This is a genomic window from Herbidospora sp. NBRC 101105 (genome assembly GCF_030269205.1).
Lineage (GTDB): Bacteria > Actinomycetota > Actinomycetes > Streptosporangiales > Streptosporangiaceae > Herbidospora > Herbidospora solisilvae.
The window spans coordinates 548,368-565,944 of the sequence record NZ_BSSX01000006.1 but is presented as its reverse complement, the minus strand read 5'-3'; the positions used below and the strand labels follow the sequence as shown (position 1 = coordinate 565,944).

The 17,577-nt window shown below is 68.8% G+C and carries 10 protein-coding genes; 7 read left to right on the top strand and 3 right to left on the bottom strand.

Annotated features, from left to right (window positions below; genetic code table 11):
- Nucleotides 1–2,547 precede the first annotated feature (2,547 nt).
- The gene (locus QSK34_RS26410; RefSeq protein WP_285587675.1) at nt 2,548–5,697 is read left to right on the top strand and encodes an FG-GAP-like repeat-containing protein; all 3,150 of its coding nucleotides are present in this window, start codon (nt 2,548–2,550) and stop codon (nt 5,695–5,697) included.
- 203 nt (nt 5,698–5,900) lie between these two features.
- On the opposite strand, the gene QSK34_RS26405 is transcribed toward QSK34_RS26410, so the two are convergent.
- On the bottom strand, nt 5,901–7,037 hold the full coding sequence (locus tag QSK34_RS26405; protein WP_285587672.1) for an inorganic phosphate transporter: 1,137 nt from the start codon (nt 7,035–7,037) through the stop codon (nt 5,901–5,903).
- On the opposite strand from QSK34_RS26405, the gene QSK34_RS37840 reads away from it, so the two are divergent.
- Together QSK34_RS37840 and QSK34_RS26395 are read left to right on the top strand one after the other, a co-directional pair.
- The gene (locus QSK34_RS37840) at nt 6,963–8,000 is read left to right on the top strand and encodes a ClpP family protease (protein ID WP_353051429.1); all 1,038 of its coding nucleotides are present in this window, start codon (nt 6,963–6,965) and stop codon (nt 7,998–8,000) included. The two genes, QSK34_RS26405 and QSK34_RS37840, sit on opposite strands and share 75 nt — an antisense overlap.
- Nucleotides 7,997–8,593, top strand: a complete 597-nt coding sequence (locus tag QSK34_RS26395; RefSeq protein ID WP_161482780.1) for a ClpP family protease — start codon at nt 7,997–7,999, stop codon at nt 8,591–8,593. The genes QSK34_RS37840 and QSK34_RS26395 overlap by 4 nt, the downstream gene beginning before the upstream one ends.
- Nucleotides 8,594–8,635: 42 nt before the next feature.
- Here the strand turns inward: QSK34_RS26395 and QSK34_RS26390 are convergent, their stop codons facing one another.
- The gene (locus tag QSK34_RS26390; RefSeq protein WP_161482779.1) at nt 8,636–8,971 is read right to left on the bottom strand and encodes a helix-turn-helix domain-containing protein; all 336 of its coding nucleotides are present in this window, start codon (nt 8,969–8,971) and stop codon (nt 8,636–8,638) included.
- 270 nt (nt 8,972–9,241) lie between these two features.
- Here QSK34_RS26390 and QSK34_RS26385 point away from each other — a divergent pair, with 270 nt between their 5' ends.
- The 3 genes from QSK34_RS26385 to QSK34_RS26375 all read left to right on the top strand — a co-directional run bounded on the left by QSK34_RS26385 (nt 9,242) and on the right by QSK34_RS26375 (nt 13,769).
- Nucleotides 9,242–9,652, top strand: coding sequence for a RidA family protein (locus QSK34_RS26385; protein WP_285587668.1), 411 nt, complete (start codon nt 9,242–9,244; stop codon nt 9,650–9,652).
- Nucleotides 9,653–10,644: 992 nt separating this feature from the next.
- Nucleotides 10,645–11,925, top strand: a complete 1,281-nt coding sequence (locus QSK34_RS26380; RefSeq protein WP_285587666.1) for a glycoside hydrolase family 10 protein — start codon at nt 10,645–10,647, stop codon at nt 11,923–11,925.
- Nucleotides 11,926–12,419: 494 nt separating this feature from the next.
- Entirely contained in the window at nt 12,420–13,769 is a 1,350-nt protein-coding gene (locus QSK34_RS26375; RefSeq protein ID WP_285587664.1) for a ricin-type beta-trefoil lectin domain protein, read from the top strand.
- A 248-nt stretch (nt 13,770–14,017) separates the two neighbouring features.
- Here QSK34_RS26375 and QSK34_RS26370 read toward each other — a convergent pair whose 3' ends face one another.
- Nucleotides 14,018–16,321, bottom strand: a complete 2,304-nt coding sequence (locus QSK34_RS26370) for a glycoside hydrolase family 9 protein (RefSeq protein WP_285587662.1) — start codon at nt 16,319–16,321, stop codon at nt 14,018–14,020.
- Between the two features lie 170 nt (nt 16,322–16,491).
- Here QSK34_RS26370 and QSK34_RS26365 point away from each other — a divergent pair, with 170 nt between their 5' ends.
- On the top strand, nt 16,492–17,535 hold the full coding sequence (locus QSK34_RS26365) for a LacI family DNA-binding transcriptional regulator (protein WP_285587660.1): 1,044 nt from the start codon (nt 16,492–16,494) through the stop codon (nt 17,533–17,535).
- Nucleotides 17,536–17,577: the final 42 nt, after the last annotated feature.

Below are 17,577 nucleotides of genomic sequence, written 5' to 3'. Positions count from 1 at the left end.
AGGCACCTTTTCGTCGCCTTGTTCTGAAGGGCGACGATGTCGTAGGTAGGGCGGTTGGGCAACTGGAGGAGCGGCGGTGGGCGTTGGTGTCACGGGCGCTGCAGGGCAGCGTGTACACCTCGCCGGCGTAATTGCTGTCCAGGCATTCGTTGGTCAGCCTGCTTCTCAGGATCCTCTCGCCGACGTAGTCGGCGGGCGCGGGCAGCGTCGCCCCTACAGTCAGCGCCGCCGCGGCCGCGGCGATCCTTCGGACACGGTTGATGCCGTTACCAGACATGTTCCCTCGCTGTCGGTTCAGAAAGGACGCCCTCTGCGGGCGTCTCGGCTTTCCTGAAGGCGCATACAAACCGGGTCGGAGCGCCATGTGGTGTACGGCGGATGAATCCACGAGATGACGATAAAGTCGAATGACAGTAGAGATGCTTTCAGCAATGCGTCAACGTAGCTCACCGAGACTCGACTGTTTCCCCATTGTCAATATTCGAGAACTGACGGAGCCGCCCGCAGCGATTCTCCATTCCCGCCAGCACGGGATTCATAAAAGCTCCGGACATGGAGCGGAATTTCAAGTCACCGGCCGACCGGCATACCGCGTAGCCGTTCCGTTCATATTCAGAGACAATGAACCAATCGATCTGGCTGAGCGGTCACTCTCATGAATGCGGCTGGACCCCGACAACGACGCCGATCTGGAGGAGGCCGCCAAACTCGGTAGTCAGAGTCTTCCCGAGGCCCCGCCGGTTGAGGCCGAACGAGGATCAGCATCCCAGGAGATCTGCACCACCACCGCTATGTCCCGACCGTCGATCAGGATCGGTTCCGGTGTGCCTGCTGGCTCATGGGCGGACGAAGGGATTCTGGGGTCAGTCGCCCTCCACGACCACATTTTTCACGGGGCCCGATACCCAGGACCCACATTGTTCATCCCCCGCCGATTTCTCGTGACGAAGACGAACGGAATATGCGAGCCGATTTGCGCTGTCTCATCGAAGGTGGTGGGCGACCGCCGATTCGAGGTTTTCGATGTGCGGCCTCACCGGTACGGTTCCGTCGTACCGCAACGACCCAACAGAAGGCAGAACATGAGGAACGCGTAAGGAAGCGGTAAGGCCTTCCGCGTTGACATCTGGAGGCCGGTCGAGTAGCACGGGCGCGTTCTCATGGCGCCGCCGAGATATATCTCACGTTGACTCACGCTTGAAGAGCCATTACCGGATGCGCTCGGGCGGCCGCTCTTCACCATTCGCCTTTCTCGTCATCTCGCCACGGCGAATCGTTCACCTGCCGTACACCGCATCGCATTCTGGTGGCGATTGTATGCGCGATTAGAAGAGACGCCATATGAGCGTCCCGCGCGGGAGCGAGGAAGAATGCCTTCTACTGGCAGCAACGGGGCGACGGAGCAGGGAGCGTATCGCCGTCGTGGCGCTGTCCCGGGGCCCGGTGCGGACCGAACCCGCCGAGGCGGCGGGCTACGTCGGCGTCAACGTGCTGCGGGACATCCGGACCGGGCGCTGACTGGACAGCTGCTTCCATGGCCGGGTGACACCTCGCCGTGCAACCCCAATCAGTTCTGGGAGCGCTTCTCCGGGGACAGATCGGCGGACACGACGACGTGACGCTCAAGAACGCGGCCACGGGCCGCTGCTTGGCCTACTACCGGTCGGGCAAGATCGAGACGTCCATCCAGCGCGACGACGACCCCACCTGGGACTCGGCGAACACCTTCTACGCAGTCGGCTCCAGCTGGAGCAGTGTCGTCCTCGCCGTGGCGGCCCACCTGAAAGGATGGCCGTCCACTCCGACTACGGCAACCGGCAGCGCTGGAAGTTCGGCCTTCAGGCGCATGAGCCGGATTCGGCATGAGCCTCGGCGCGGCCCGCGAGTGTGCCGGAATCGGTCCGCCACGGGTTCGACTGAGGTGCTCGCCCCCAGTGTGGCCGCGGTCGCCGGCTTGAACGCCCCCAGGAAGGGCCCGACGCGGTCGACCCGTTACGCCGTCGGCAGTAACCGTCACGGCCCCGCCTACGCGCATCGTGGAGCGGCGGCCGCCATCGCGGTGGAACTCCGGCGCGGGGGCACATACCGGCGTAGATCTCACGTGAGACGAGCGGAGTCGCGCGGCACGAAGACGTGATGACTGTGGCCTCGTCGGCCACTGGATCGCCTGCGTCTCCAAAGGCCCCATGACGACCGGCTGGAACCGGCCGCGTGGTCACCGCCGTTCCTCGCCCCATCCCGGCATCATCCTCCGCCGGTTCAGGCAGCCGATGTCCCGATTCCATCGGTGACCGCATCCCGCCGGTACCTAAACAGGCTTTCCCCGAGCGGTCCACTGGGCGCATCGCGGCCCAGCTCATCTGCCCGGACCTGGCGGCGCATCCCGGAGCTGCGACTTTCGTGACTATTTCCCCTTTTCCTCGGCCCGCTGGGGCGGCCCGAGGCCATCGACACGGCTCACGGCGGACCGTCGGTGGGCTTCTCACCCGTACAGCTGGAGGGACAGTGCCCGTCACCGGCGGAAAGATCCGAAGATCGGGCAGGGTCGTGATCGCCCTGCTCGTCATCCTGACTCTGGTCATGAGGCCCGGCCTGGAGCCGCTGGCCAACGCCGCGACCACCGAGGTCACTTTCACCATCGCGCTGCCCTCCGGCTTCGATCGGGCCGACACCCAGGCCTACGTGGCGGAGCTCAATGGCCGCAACGACCTGCTCAGCGACACGATCAGACAGGAGCTCACCCGTCACCCGCTGGAGGGCGCGCCGAATCGGAACTGGGGTGACTTCGATGGTCGACTGACCGTGACGGGCACGGGGATCTCCCTGACGATCGAATCCGACCAGGTGCGCACCAACGGCTCATGGTGGTCGGACGCCCTCATCGCGCTGGCCGCGCTCGCCGCCGCGTTGGTGATCCGGTCCGGGTGCATGTTGGCCATGAACAGCACGGGCGTCGGGCTGGCCATCTCCAAACCGGCCTGCGCCGGGCTCGCCGCCGCCCTGGGCACCTTCTTCATGCAGGCGATCTGGATGTACCGGGACGGGGCACTGGGCGACAAGGACAGATGGAGGAGAGCCGCCTGCCTGGCGGCGGCCGCCGCGATCGCCGCGGCGGCGTGGGAAGCCGGAATCGGCGACTACGTGAACGCCCGCACCCTGGGTCAGTTCGGCGCCGACATCAAGGCGGTGCTCGACTCGGCCGCGACGGCGATCCGGGGCTGGTGGTCCTCACTCGCGACGGCGATGACGGACGCCGGCGCCTGGATCTCAAGTCAGATGGGTGCGCTCGGCAGGGGCATCCAGGACGCCGCCGTCGAACTCGGCCGGTACCACCCGTCGAATCTGCGGGTGATGCCGATGGGCGACTCGATCACCGTGGGCTACGGAGGGATCGGCGACAGCACCGAGGAATACGTCGGTTACCGGCGCGAACTGCTCAGCCGGCTCCAGGCGGCCGGTCACTCGGTGGACTTCGTCGGTTCCCAGGACTCGGGCGCGGGCTCCATCCCCGACACCGACCACGAGGGCCACGGCGGCCGGCGCATCGACCACATCGACGACCTCGCCGAATGCGCCATCCGCCGCTACCGGCCCAACGTCGTCCTGCTGCACATCGGCACCAACGACATGAACCGGAACTTCGACGTCGGGAACGCCCACCATCGGCTCGCCGCCCTGATCCGCAAGATCACCAATGCCGCTCCGGAGACCACGGTGCTGGTCAGCGGGCTCGTGCCGTCGCAGGACGATGCGATCAACGCGCGGATCGCGGCGTACAACTCCCGGATCCCGGACATGGCCAGGACCCTCGCCGCCGAGGGCCGGCGCGTGCGGGCCCTCAGCATGGGCGCCGTCACCGAGGCCGACCTGAGGGACAAGCTCCATCCCGGCCAGGGCGGCTACGACAAGATGGGGAAGACCTTCAACACCGCGATCATCGCGGCGCTCCGCGAGCACGTCATCGCCGGCCCGGTCGCCGGCAACCCGTCGGCGTGCCAGATGCCGCAGCCCGCCAACCCCGCGGAGGGCTGGAACGCCGTCGAGCAGATCTCCGCAGGCTACGGCTACCCGCGTGACTGGGTGCGGTTCGCCGACATGGACGGCGACGACCGGGACGACTATCTGATCGTCCAGGACCTTGGGCAGGTCCGGGGCTGGCTGAACGGCGGCGACGGCCGGAGCTGGACGTGGCGGGGTGAGCTCAACGCCGGTTACGGCTACCCCCGTGACTGGGTTCGCTTCGCCGACATGGACGGCGACAACCGGGACGACTACGTGATCCTCCAGGACCTTGGGCAGGTCCGGGCCTGGCTGAACAACGGCGTCGGCCAGAGCTGGACGTGGAAGGGCGAACTCGCGGGTTACGGCTACCCGCGCGACTGGGTGCGCCTGGAGGACGTCAACGGCGACGGCCTCGACGACTACGTGGTCATCCAGGACCACGGCGAGCTCCGGGCCTGGATCAACAACGGCCCGGGCAAGGACTTCACGTGGCAGGGCGAGATCAACCCGGGTTACGGCTATCCCCGTGACTGGGTCCGCCTGGAGGACGTCAACGGCGACCGGAAGGTCGACTACCTCGTCGTCCAGGACCTCGGGCAGGTCCGCGCCTGGCTCAACGACCTCGGCGGCAAGGGGTGGATCTGGCAGGGCCAGCTCATCGGCGACGTCGGCGTCGACCGGAACAACGTGCGACTCGCCGACGTCAACGGCGACCGGAAGACCGACTACCTCGGGATCGGCCCGCTGGGCCAGATCGGCGCCTGGTTCAACGACCGCTACCCCGGTGGCCCCACCCCCGGCAATCCGGCGCCGGTCGACCCCGGCCCCCCGCCCGCCAGTCCCGGCGAGGGCTGGAACCACGTCGTCCAGATCACCGCGGGCTACGGCTATCCGCGTGACTGGGTGCGCTTCGCCGACATGGACGGCGACGACCGGGACGACTATCTGATCCTCCAGGACCTGGGGCAGCTCCGCGGCTGGCAGAACGACGGCACCGGCCAGGGCTGGACGTGGAAGGGCGAGCTCAACCCCGGTTACGGCTACCCCCGCGACTGGGTGCGCCTGGCCGACATGAACGGCGACAACCGGGACGACTACGTCGTCCTCCAGGACCTGGGCCAGTTGAGGGCCTGGCAGAACGACGGCGACGGCACCAGGTGGACGTGGAAGGGCGAGCTCAACCCCGGCTACGGCTACCCCCGCGACTGGGTGCGCCTGGAGGACGTCAACGGCGACGGCCTCGACGACTACCTGGTCCTCCAGGACGAGGGTGAGCTCCGCGCCTGGATCAACAACGGCCCGGGCCAGGGCTGGACGTGGAAGGGCGAGATCAACCCGGGCTACGGCTATCCGCGTGACTGGGTGCGCCTGGAGGACGTCAACGGTGACCGGAAGGTCGACTATCTGATCGTCCAGGACAACGGACAGGTCCGCGCCTGGCTCAACGACCTCGGCGACAGAGGATGGATCTGGCAGGGCCAGCTCATCGGCGACGTCGGCGTCGACCGGAACAACGTGCGGCTCCACGACGTCAACGGCGACCGGAAGGTCGACTACCTCGGGATCGGCCCGCTGGGCCAGATCGGCGCCTGGTTCAACACCCGCTACCCCGGCACCCCGGACAACCCTCCGCCCCCCTTCCCGCTCCCGCCCGACTGGCAGCTTCCGCTCTGCGTCGCCAACCGCTGTCCGTGACGCCTGCCTGAACGACGGCCCGTGGAGAGGTACACCTCTTCACGGGCCGGCCTACGGCTTTCCCGCCGTCGCCGTCAGGTGGCGAGCATGGTGTACGGGCCGAGGCCGATCCCGGCGGCGACCAGCACCAGGCACGCGCCCGCGCCGATCCGGCCGGCAGCGACGCCACGAGGATCTTCCAGAGGGCGTCCACGTCGAGGAAGTCAGGGTCGGGCGGGCGCCAGGCCGCCGGTCCACTCGTCGTTGACGTTGCCCGCGTGGACGGGACGCCGCCGTGCGGCGAGAAAGAGCAGACCCGACAGCAGCAGCATCGCGGCGAAGACCACGCCGACGCCGGCGGCGCCGCCGATGAGGTCGGCGGCGGCCCAGGCCAGGGCGCCCACGACGCCGGCGGCGGGCAGGGTGATCAGCCAGGCCAGGGCCATCCGACCGGCCAGGCCCCAGCGCACCCGGGCGGTCCGCCTGCCGACGCCCGCGCCGACGACCGAGCCGGTGCACACGTGCGTGGTCGACAGCGGGAAACCGAAGTGGGACGAGACGAAGATGACCGCCGCCGACGAACTCTCGGCGGCGAAACCCTGTGGTGTCTCGATGTCGGTCAGTCCCTTGCCCAGGGTGCGGATCACCCGCCAGCCGCCCACGTACGTGCCGAGCGCGATCGCCAGGGCACTGGACACGATCACCCACAGCGGGGTCCCGGCGTCCTCGGTGAGCGTCCCGGCGGCGATCATGGCCAGGGTGATGACGCCCATGGTCTTCTGGGCGTCGTTCGTGCCGTGCGCCAGCGACACCAGCGAGGCCGACCCGATCTGCCCGAACCGGAAACCGCGCTCGCGCATGCGCTCCGGCACCGACCGGGTGATCCGGTAGACCAGCCAGGTCCCCAGAGCCGCCACCGCGATCGCGGTCAGCGGCGCGAGCACGGCGGGCAGCAGCACCCGGCCGACGATCTCACCGGCCTTGACCGCCGACATCCCGGCCGCGATGAGCGTCGCCCCGACCACGCCGCCGATCAGCGCGTGCGACGAACTCGACGGGATGCCGAAGTACCAGGTCACCAGGTTCCAGGCCAGTCCGCCGACGAGCCCGGCGAAGACGACGGTGAGAGTGATGGCGCCGGTCTCGACGATTCCGGTCGCGATCGTGGCCGCCACCTCCAGGGACAGGAAGGCGCCGGCGAAGTTCAGAACGGCCGACAACGTCACGGCCGCCTTCGGCTTCAGGGCGCCGGTGGCGATGGACGTCGCCATCGCGTTGGCCGTGTCATGGAATCCGTTGGTGAAATCGAAGGTCAGCGCAGTGGCGACGACCACCGCGAGCAGCAGGGTGTCCGCGTCCATGACGGCCACCTGACCCGGGGGGATGCCGCCAATCCCGCGTCCCCGGATGTTCACCGACCGTACGCCGGGGCGTCGCGTTCGAGGCCGCCGGCGAGGCAACGGGCGATGACACAGCAGGCCGGTGCCTACGTGACAGGCGGGTCACACTCCCTGGTCGCCAGTCCGCCCCCTTCTCTCGCGGGTGTCCATGCTGCGATCGAACCCGTTTCCGATCTCCGTCAAGGCGCGGTCCCACGTCCACCCCCACCGGTGGGAGACAGGCCGCGCTGCTCTGAGCGGATCTGCCGCAGGCGGATCGGGTCGATATCGCAGTGGGCGGCCTCACATGATGGACGCATGAGCGAAGAATCGAAAGCGCCTTTGTTCGACATGCATTTGCGGCGTCGGCTATACGAACAGCGAACCCTCGTTCTCGACGGTCCTCTCGACGACGACAACGGCACCCTTCTCACCACGCAGCTGATAACCCTCGCCTCGCAGGACCCCTCGGCCGACATCGCATTGTGGATCCATTCTCCGGGCGGTTCCGTTCCGTCGATGCTGGCTATTCGTGACGTCATGCGGCTGATTCCGTGTGACGTGTCGACGCTGGTCCTGGGCATCGCCTACAGCGCCGGACAGTTCCTGCTGTCCTCGGGCGCCCGGGGCAAACGCCGCGCTCTCCCCCACGCGCGGGTGCTGATGCACCAGGGGTCGGCCGGGATCGGCGGTACCGCCGTCGACATCGAACTGCAGGCCAGCGACCTGCGCCACACCCGCGACACGGTGCTCGGCCTCATCGCCGAAGACACCGGCCAGCCCGTGGAGCGCATCTTCGACGACTCCCTGCACGACCGCTGGTACACGGCGCAGGAGGCGCTCGACTACGGCTTCATCGATTCGATCGTCAGCGATTTCGGCGAGATCGCGCCGCTCGCCCACCACCGGCTCGGTTTCGGCGTCACCGAAGGAGCGGCCCGATGAGCACATACACGATCCCCAACGTCATCGCCCGCAATTCGCGCGGCGAGCGCATTCTCGACGTTTATTCTCATCTGCTCACCGAGCGAATCGTCTATCTGGGCACGGCGATCGACGCGGGCGTCGCGAACGCGCTCATCGCGCAGTTGATTTTCCTGGAGTCCGACAACCCCGACGCCGAAATCCAGTTCTACATCAACTGCGAGGGCGGCGACCCGAGCGCGATGCTCGCGATCTACGACACGATGCGCTACATCCGCCCGAAGGTCGCCACGACCTGCATCGGCCAGGCCATCGCGGTGGGCGCGGTGCTCCTCGCGGCGGGAGCCGAGGGCAAACGGGCCGCCCTGCCCCACGCACGCGTGGTTCTGCATCAGCCGGCCGCCCAGGGGCGCGGCGCGATCCCCGACCTCATCCTGCAGGCCGACGAGGTCGTGCGGGTCCGGGCCGACATCGAGCGCATCCTGTCGCGCCACACGGGCCAGACCGTCGAGACGCTGCGCGCCGACACCGACCGCGACCGGGTGTTCACCGCGACGGCGGCGATGGAATACGGGCTGCTCGACCAGATCATCGACGAGCACTCGCGCGGCTGACCGCCGGACGCTCGCTGCGACGTCCGGGGTCGTCGGGCCACGCTAAGCGGCCAGCAGCGTGGCCCCCGCCGACGTGCCACTCCGCGCCGCCCGCAGGTTCTCGGTCACGGCGGAGGTCAGATCGACCAAAGCGACCCCGAGCGCCCCGGCGACCGCGGCGATCATCTCGCTCGACGGCTCCTTGACGCCCCGTTCCATCTCGGAGAGGTACTGCGGCGAGACCCCGGCGCGGCGGGCCGTCTCGGCCAGCTTCTCACCACGCTCGTGGCGGATCTCCCGCAGGCACTCGCCGAGCGCCTCCCGCCACAGCGGCTCACCTGCGGGCTCTTGCTCGCTTCGATCGCTCACCCGCCGCAGCGGCGTAACAGAGGAGGCCATGCCTCACCATAAACAGGCACCCTGCCGTCGTCGCGGCCTCTTCGCGCACAGCACAACCGGAACCGCCGCCGGGGTGGCTGCGTGTCAGGGCGGTGAGAGGCCGAGGCCGCCTCAGGCGAGGCAGGATCGCGGTGACAACCGCGGCTTCGTCGCGCCGGCGATCAACTCCGCGAGGTCCAGACGGCTTGGCCGACGAAAATGGGAGGCGGTGGTCACCTGCCCATGTCAGCATGGTCGCTTCGCTCCCGACGTCAAAGGACCTGAGTGGCCATGCCCAGCACCATCACTCTGATCCGATGCGCTTCTCTGTCCGACGTGGCTCAGTACGCCTACGCAGCCACGGCGCCTGCCGAGTCACGACTCATCTTCCTCGCCGGAGCGTGCCCCCTGAACGAAGACGGCTCGACGGCGGCGATCGGCGACTACGCGGGCCAGGCGGCGAAGGCCGTCGAGAACATGCGGAAGGCCCTCGCCGCCTCCGGCGCATCGTTGCAGGACGTCATCAGCACAAGGGTTCTCGTCGCGTCCTCCCGGCGGGAGGACCTGGGGACCGCCTGGAAAGTGGTCCGGGACTCCTTCGGTGACCATGACGTACCGAGTACCTTGCTGGGAGTCACCGTGCTCGGTTACGACCACCAGCTCGTTGAGATCGAAGCCGTCGCCGCCGTCCTCGACTCCTGAACCCCGTCCAGCGTGGCGCAAGCGGACACGGTGAGATCCAGAGCCTGCATGAAAGCCGGTTGGAGCCATTCGTTGATCTCGCTGTGTCGCCGCCGGGGCGGTCCCTTTCGGGGCGGTCGCCATCCTGCCGGCCGAAACGGTCACCTCATGACCGGTTTGAGTGGAACGTTGGCGACGTGCGAACCGACCGGCTGGTGGCCATCCAGCTCCTGCTGCAACGGCGGCAGTGTTCTCCCGAGGGCTGGAGATCTCCGAGAGCGCCGCGACCTCGGCGCCCTGGCCATGGCCGGGGTGCCCGTCTACTCCACCAGGGACGAGGCCGCGGTTGGCGTCTCGTGGGCGGTGCCCGGACGGATCTGTCCGGGTTGACGGAGAGTGGGGTCCGCGCGCTGTTCCTGGTCGCCGGACCGGCCTCGGCTGCGATGCCGGCCGTGGAGGCGGCTCTGGGCAAGCTCGTCCAGGCCCTGCCGGAGCCTTTCCGGGTGCAGGCCGAAGAGACCCGGGTCCATACTCGACGAGCTCCAGAACGCGGTGATCCGCGGCCACGACGCGTACGCGCCGGCCGGCGAGCTTGCCGGGCTGGTCGAATGGCTTGAGGTGACCGCCCTCCGGGGGTGCGGGACCACCTGTTCTCCATCGGCACCGCGCTGGTCGGACGACACGGCTGAGGCCCGCCGAGATGGTCGCTGTTCTGCGGTCAGCGCCCGGTTGGCATCGTCCAGAAAGAAGAACCGCCGACACTGTGAACGTTTCACTCGGCACTTGACACCTTTCGACGACATTTTCAAACTGACTGTCCGAGACGGCTTCCTCATGGTCATGTGTGGTGCGTGGCGAGGATGGCCGTGACGCCCAAGTGGTGTGCGTTCCCCGCTCACGGGACGCGGCGTCGATCGCGGGGGTGACCCCGCATGTCCGCTTTCACGTGATTCCTTCTGGAGCGACCAGCCATGGGCAGTACATCCACACGTCTGAGATGTTCACGGGTTCTGTTGGCAGCCGTCGGCTTCCTCAGCGTGCTCTCCGCGATGCCGGCCGATGCGGCGGCGGGCACGCTCGGGGCGGCCGCCGCGCAGAGCGGCCGGTATTTCGGCGCCGCCATCAGCGCGGCCCGGCTCGGCGACGAGCAGTACACGACCATCGCGAACCGGGAGTTCACCATGGTCACCCCCGAGAACGAGATGAAACTCGACGCCACCCAGCCCGTCCGCGGCCAGTTCGACTTCACCGCCGGCGACCGGATCCACAACTGGGCCGTGCAGAACGGGAAGCGGGTGCGCGGCCACACGCTGCTCTGGCACGCCGGGCAGCCGAGCTGGTTGCAGGCGCTCTCCGGCAGTGCCCTGCGGCAGGCGATGATCGACCACATCGACGGTGTCGTGGGCCACTACCGAGGCAAGATCTATGCCTGGGACGTCGTCAACGAGGCCTATGCCGACGGCGATTCCGGCGGGCGGCGCAACTCCAACTTCCAGCGGACCGGTGACGACTGGATCGAGGCGGCCTTCCGCGCCGCGCGGGCCGCCGATCCGGCCGCCAAGCTCTGCTACAACGACTACAACATCGAGAACTGGACGTGGACGAAGACGCAGGGCGTCTACGCCATGGTGCGCGACTTCAAGCAGCGTGGCGTGCCGATCGACTGCGTCGGCCTCCAGGCCCACTTCACCAGTGGCAGCCCTTACGACGCCAACCTCCGCACCACGATCTCCAGCTTCGCCGCCCTCGGCGTCGACGTGCAGATCACCGAGCTGGACATCCAGGGCGCTCCCCCGCAGACCTACGCCGCCGTGGTGAACGACTGCCTCGCGGTGGCCCGTTGCACCGGCATCACCGTGTGGGGGGTGCGCGATCAGGACTCCTGGCGGTCGGGTGACAGCCCGCTGCTGTTCAGCGGCGCCGACAAGAAGCCGGCCTACGACGCGGTCCTCGGCGCCCTGAACGCGGTCTCGCCGTCCCCGACTCCCAGCCCGGTCCCGGGCGGGTGCACGGCGACGATGACGACGACGACCAGGTGGCCGGGAGGCTTCCGCTCGGTCGTGACCGTCCGGGCGGGCGGCGCGGCGATCAGCGGGTGGACCGTCCGGTGGACGTGGCCCAGCGGCCAGACCGTCAGCAGGCTGTGGAACGGCCGCCAGAGCGTGTCCGGTTCCACCGTCACCGTGGTCAACGCCCCCTACAACGGCTCCCTCTCCGCCGGCGGCTCCGCGGCCTTCCGGTTCACCGCGAACGGCACCGCGGCCACCCCCACCGCCACGTGCACCGGCTCCTGACCGGGAAAAGGATTGCCGTGAGGTTCGGCGGCCGGCGGCGCCTGATGGTGACTGGTCGGGAGATGGCGCGCGGCCGGCCTCCACGGCCCGGTCGCGTTCGTGGACGACCATCTCGTTCCCGCCCGATCACCACGACTTCATGATCCCTTCGAGTCGACCGTCGCCGCACGTCGATCCGATGCGGACGAAATTATCGGTACAGTTCCGAAAATTACGGCGCGAAGAGTCCCACATGGAGGCGGTTCAGCGGTCGACACCCACCACCGTCGACCCCTCGTGATCGCCCTGTTCAGCACGAAAGTTTCACGCCACCGGCCCGTACCTTCCCTGGCCAGCGTGTCCCGCGTATCAAGCTGCTTGACATCAGCGACCAGGTCGTATGTGCTCCGCTGCAATCTCAGCGCTCCCACCTCGTTTCCGGTGCCCCTGATGGAGAGGAACGCAGAACATGTCTTTATCGTCGGCCCGGCCGCCACAGCCGGAGGGAATCGCGAATGTCGAAGCCTAGGTTCATTCGCGGGGCGATGGCGGTCGTCGCTTCGCTCGTCCTGCTCGCGGCGCACCTGGCGATGAACAGCGGCAGCGCCGCCGCGGCCGGTACGTCCGGATGCGGGAAGACCCCGACGCTGACCAGCGGAACGCACACCATCCAGTCGAGCGGGAAGAACCGCCAGTTCATTCTGCGGATCCCGGCGAACTACAACAACAACACGCCCTACCGGCTGATGTTCGGCATCCACTGGCTGAACGGCACCATGAACGACGTCGACTCCGGCGGCAGCAGCGGGGCGTCCTGGTCCTACTACGGGCAGCGGCAGCTCGCGAACAACACCGCGATCTTCATCTCGCCGCAGGGCCTCAACAACGGCTGGGCCAACTCCAACGGCGAGGACGTCACCCTCTTCGACGACATCATGCAGCGCGTCGAGGCCGACCTCTGCGTCGACCCGTCGTTGCGGTTCGCCATGGGCTTCAGCTACGGCGGCGGCATGAGCTACTCCCTCGCGTGCAGCCGGGCGAACGTCTTCCGCGCGGTCGCGGTGTTCGCCGGCGCACAGCTCAGCGGGTGCAGCGGCGGCAACCAGCCCATCGCCTACATGGGGCTGCACGGCATCACCGACAACGTGCTGAACATCTCGCAGGGACGGTCGCTGCGCGACCGGTTCGTCCGCAACAACGGCTGCACCGCGCAGAACCCGCCCGAGCCGGGTTCCGGCAGCCGGACCCACGTCGTCACCGCCTACTCGGGCTGCCAGGCCGGATATCCGGTGGTCTGGGCCGCGTACGACAACGGTCACACGCCCGCGCCGGTGGACGGGACGTACACCGAGAACGGCGCGCAGACCTGGACCAAGAACGAGGTCTGGAAGTTCTTCTCCCAGTTCCAGAGCACCTCCGGCCCCAACCCGTCGCCCAGCCCGTCGCCGTCGCCGAGCGCCAGCCCGTCGCCCAGCCCGTCGCCGAGCCCCTCGACCAGCTTCCGCCTGCGCAACGAGGCGGCCGGGCGCTGCCTCGACTCGCCCAACAGCGCCAGCGCGAACGGCACCCTGCTGCAGATCTACGACTGCCACACCAACCCGAACCAGATCTTCACCTACGGCTCGGGCAGACTGCAGACTCTCGGCAAGTGCCTCGACTCCCCCACGAACGCCGGTTCGGGCACGCGCGTGCAGTTGTGGGACTGCCACACCAACAGCAACCAGCAGTGGACGTTCAACTCCAACGGCACCGTCACGAGCAACGCCAACAACCTGTGCCTCAACGTCACCGGCACCGGCAACTCCGCCACCGTGACCGTGGCATCGTGCAACGGCCAGGCCACCCAGCGATGGACCCGGGCCTGATCTCCTAGCGGCCGATCACAGACGTCGGGTCCAGGCGAACCAGCCTGGACCCGACTCGTTTCATGCCCTCACCCATGGGGAGACGCTCGACGCCACAACCGGCTTCTTCCTCGGGCGGGGAGCCTCAGCGGCAACGCTCAGCCGGTGGGTGACCACGCGACGAGTGCCGCCAGGTTCACCGGATCGTGTCGGCGCCGGTGCGGCTGGACTCGGTCCCGGGCCGCACCGGCGCATCGTCTACCGCGTGCCTACCGAGCGGTGCAGGTCACCGCGGTCGGGGTCGTGTTGGCGCCGTTCCAACCTCCGTTGAACCCGAAGGAGGTCGTCCCGTTGGGAGCCAGCGCGCCGTTCCAGGACAGGTTCGTCACGGTGACGGCCGAGCCGCTGGTGGTGTGCGTGCCGCCCCACAGCTGCGTGATGGTCTGGCCGTTCGGGAACGTCCAGGCGACGGTCCAGCCGGTCAGCGCGATGGTGCCGGTGTTCTTCACCTCGACGGAGGCTCCGAAGCCGGTGGGCCACTGGTTGACGACGGTGTAGGTCGCGGAGCAGGCTCGCCCGGCACTGGGAGACGGCGACGGGCTGGGGCTCGGGCTCGGAGAAGGAGAAGGCGAGGGTGACGGGGAGGGCGAAGGTGAAGGGGACGGGGACGGCGACGGGGACGGCGACGGGGACGGCGACGGGGACGGCGACGGGGACGGCGACGGGGACGGCGAAGGACCGTTGGGGCCGGACTTCTCTGCCGTCCACGCTCCCACCCAGGCCAAAACCGCGTTCCAGTTGATGGCGACCTCGTTCACCGACCAGGCGTCGATGTCGTCCACGTAGCACTTCTGCGGCCGACACCCGCTGAGGCGTTGTTGCGCGACGGGGTCCTGGAGGCCGCTGTTGGGGCCGCCGGCCAGGGAACCGGGCGGTGCGATCGGCAGGGACGCGTCGAGCTGGTTGGCCCAGAAGCGATGGTGGACGTTGCGTGAGGGCTTGTCGCCGTAGCCGGTGACGTAGGAGTAGCCCATCGGGTTGCGGCCGAACTCGTACGCCATCGTCTCGAACACCCCCGTACGGAAGCGCTCGGCGCCGGTGAAGTCGTGGGCCAGGGCCAGGAGCACGGCGTTGTTGAGGATCAGGTTGTTGGACCCCCAGATGTAGCCGCCTCCCCCGGGCTGGAAGGGCACCGGGTAGCCCTGGCCGCGCATCACGTTCAGCAGGCCGTCGGCCGCCGAGACGAAGGAGGCGCGCAGCTGCGAGCCGATGGCGGAGGTCAGCCCGTTGGGGACCAGCGCCAGGGTGATGTCTCCCAGGCTGCCGACCTCCGACCACTGCGCGCCCTCGTTGGTGAAGCTGCGGCCGTAGTACAGCGGGGAGGCGGTCAGGTCGTTGCGGTAGGTCTGCTTGCCGGTCGTGGTGTAGAGCTCGGCGGCGGCCCAGTAGAACTCGTCGGTCACCTTGTTGTCGACGTAGGAGCCGCCGCCCACGTCGTCGGAGGTGGGGGCGAAGCGGGACGGGTTGGCCTTGGCCGCGGCGTAGGCCTTCTCGGCGGCGGTCAGGCAGCGGGTGGAGAAGGCCGAGTCGATCGAGGCCCACACGCGGGCGCACTGGGCGGCCGCGGCGGCCAGGTTCAGGGTGGCGGCGGTGCTGGGCGCCGACAGCACGCGGGGCTGGGGGTCCTGGGCGGGCAGCAGGGGCAGGCCGGTCCAGTTGGTGTCGTGCATCTTGTGGTGGGCCATGCCGGCCAGCGACCGGCCGTCCGGGACCTGCATCTTCAGCAGGAAGTCGATCTCCCAGCGGGCCTCGTCGAGGATGTCGGGCACCCCGTTGCCGCGCTCGGGGATGGACATGGTGCCGTCGCCGAAGGCCGCGGGGTCGGCGCCGGGGACGTTCCTGGCCCGCTCGTAGGTGTTGACGAGCTGCCAGGCGGACATGCCACCGTTGACGACGTACTTGCCGTGGTCGCCGGCGTCGTACCAGCCGCCGCGCACGTCCAGCCGGTAGCCGCAGTCGGTGCGGCAGGGCACGTTGGCGTCGCCCTGGTTGGGGGCGACGTTCAGGTGGCCGGCGGCGCGGGCGTACTGGGCGCCGCCGGCGTACTGGGCGGTGATCGCGATGCCGCTGCGCTGGTGGTAGAAGAACGCCAGCGCGTCGTAGGGCAGCTTCTTCCAGGCGGTCGTGCCGATGTCGAAGGGGTGGCTGGACTCGTTGTTCACGGTGAGCACGAAGTTCGTGCCGGTTCCCGTGTACGACGAGAAGTCGATCTTGTGGACGGTGTCTCCCGAGGCCGAGTCGGCGCCGAAGACGGCCGTGGTGCCGGTGGCCACCACCTGGTCCGAGCCGTTCAGCAGGCTCCAGCTCAGCGGCGAGCCCGAACCGCTGACGACGGTGGCGTGTTTGGCTGCGCCGGGCGCGTACGCGACCTGGTTGACCTTGATGTTCTGGCCGAGCGCCGGGCGGGCGACGGCGTGCGCGGTTCCCGCGGCGGTCAGCGCGGTGATCGAGGCGGCGGCGAGGGCGACGGCCAGTGCCGCCGCCGATAGCCGCATCCGGCCTGAGGTGTTCACGTGGCGTCCTCTCAACCCGTGAGCATGGGACTCGCATCTTGCGACCGCACCGGCCCCGGACGACAGGCGTCCTGCGGAGAGAAAGCGTTTCGTGCAGCTCAGCGGCCTTTCCACGGCGAATGATTCTGCAACTTTCACGACACTTTCCGGCCGATTCGTAGAATCTCCGCGTGACCGCTATCCCCCGCGACCCGCATCCCCGCCAGGAGGTCACGCTCGCGCACATCGCCAAGCTGGCCGGCGTGTCCGCCCCGACCGTCTCCAAGGTGATCAACGGCCATCCCGGGGTGGCCAGCAGCACCCGCCGCCGGATCGAGGACCTGGTCAGGGAGCACGGCTGGCGTCGCCGTCCGGACACCGGCGAGTCGAGCGCGGTCGTCGAGGTGGTCTTCGAGTCGCTCGACAGCCTGTGGGCGCTGGAACTGATCCGGGGCATGGACGAGGTCACGCAGGCGTACGGGATGGTGCTGGGGCTGACCGACATGCGCGGGCGGCGCTCCCCGCACGCGGGCTGGATCGACCAGGTGCTCGCCCGCCGGCCGCTCGGCGTCATCGCGGTCTCGGCCGACATCGCCGAACGCCATCGCGACCGCCTGGCCAGCCGCAACATCCCGCTGATCGCGCTGGATCCGCGCGGCGAGCCCGAGCACGGCGTGCCCTCCGTGGGGGCGACGAACTGGAACGGCGGCCTCTCGGCCACCCGCCACCTGCTGGAGCTGGGCCACCGCCGCATCGCCATGGTCAACGGCCCCGGCACGCTGATGTGCTGCCGGGCCCGTCTCGACGGCTACCGTGCCGCTCTGGACGCGGCCGGCGTGCCCGCCGATCCCGGCCTGGTGCGCACCGCCCCGCTGTACGTGGAGGGCGGCCGGATGCAGGGCACGGCGCTGCTGGAGCTGCCCGAGCCGCCGACCGCCGTCTTCGCCGCCAACGACCTGCAGGCGCTGGGGGTCTACCAGGCGGCCCACCGGGCGGGGCTGCGGGTGCCCGAGGACCTGAGCGTCGTCGGGTTCGACGATCTGCCGCTGGCGCAGTGGGCCGACCCGCCGATGACCACCGTGCGGCAGCCGTTGCAGAAGATGGGCGCGGCCGCCGCGCGGATGGTGCTGGCCCTGGCCTCCGGCGCGGCCCCGGGCGAGGACCGGGTGGAGCTGGCGACCCGGCTGGAGGTGCGCTCCAGCACCGCGCCGCCCGCCCGTTTTCACAGACGATGAAAAAAGACGTGACGTTAGTTTCCCGCTAGGTATTGACCTTTA

Coding starts and splice junctions, on each gene's coding strand:
- QSK34_RS37840 (WP_353051429.1), top strand. CDS start 6,963: ATGGAATCCGTTGGTGAAATCGAAGGTCAGCGCAGTGGCGACGACCAC.
- QSK34_RS26405 (WP_285587672.1), bottom strand. CDS start 7,037: ATGGACGCGGACACCCTGCTGCTCGCGGTGGTCGTCGCCACTGCGCTG.
- QSK34_RS26395 (WP_161482780.1), top strand. CDS start 7,997: ATGAGCACATACACGATCCCCAACGTCATCGCCCGCAATTCGCGCGGC.
- QSK34_RS26390 (WP_161482779.1), bottom strand. CDS start 8,971: ATGGCCTCCTCTGTTACGCCGCTGCGGCGGGTGAGCGATCGAAGCGAG.
- QSK34_RS26385 (WP_285587668.1), top strand. CDS start 9,242: ATGCCCAGCACCATCACTCTGATCCGATGCGCTTCTCTGTCCGACGTG.
- QSK34_RS26375 (WP_285587664.1), top strand. CDS start 12,420: ATGTCGAAGCCTAGGTTCATTCGCGGGGCGATGGCGGTCGTCGCTTCG.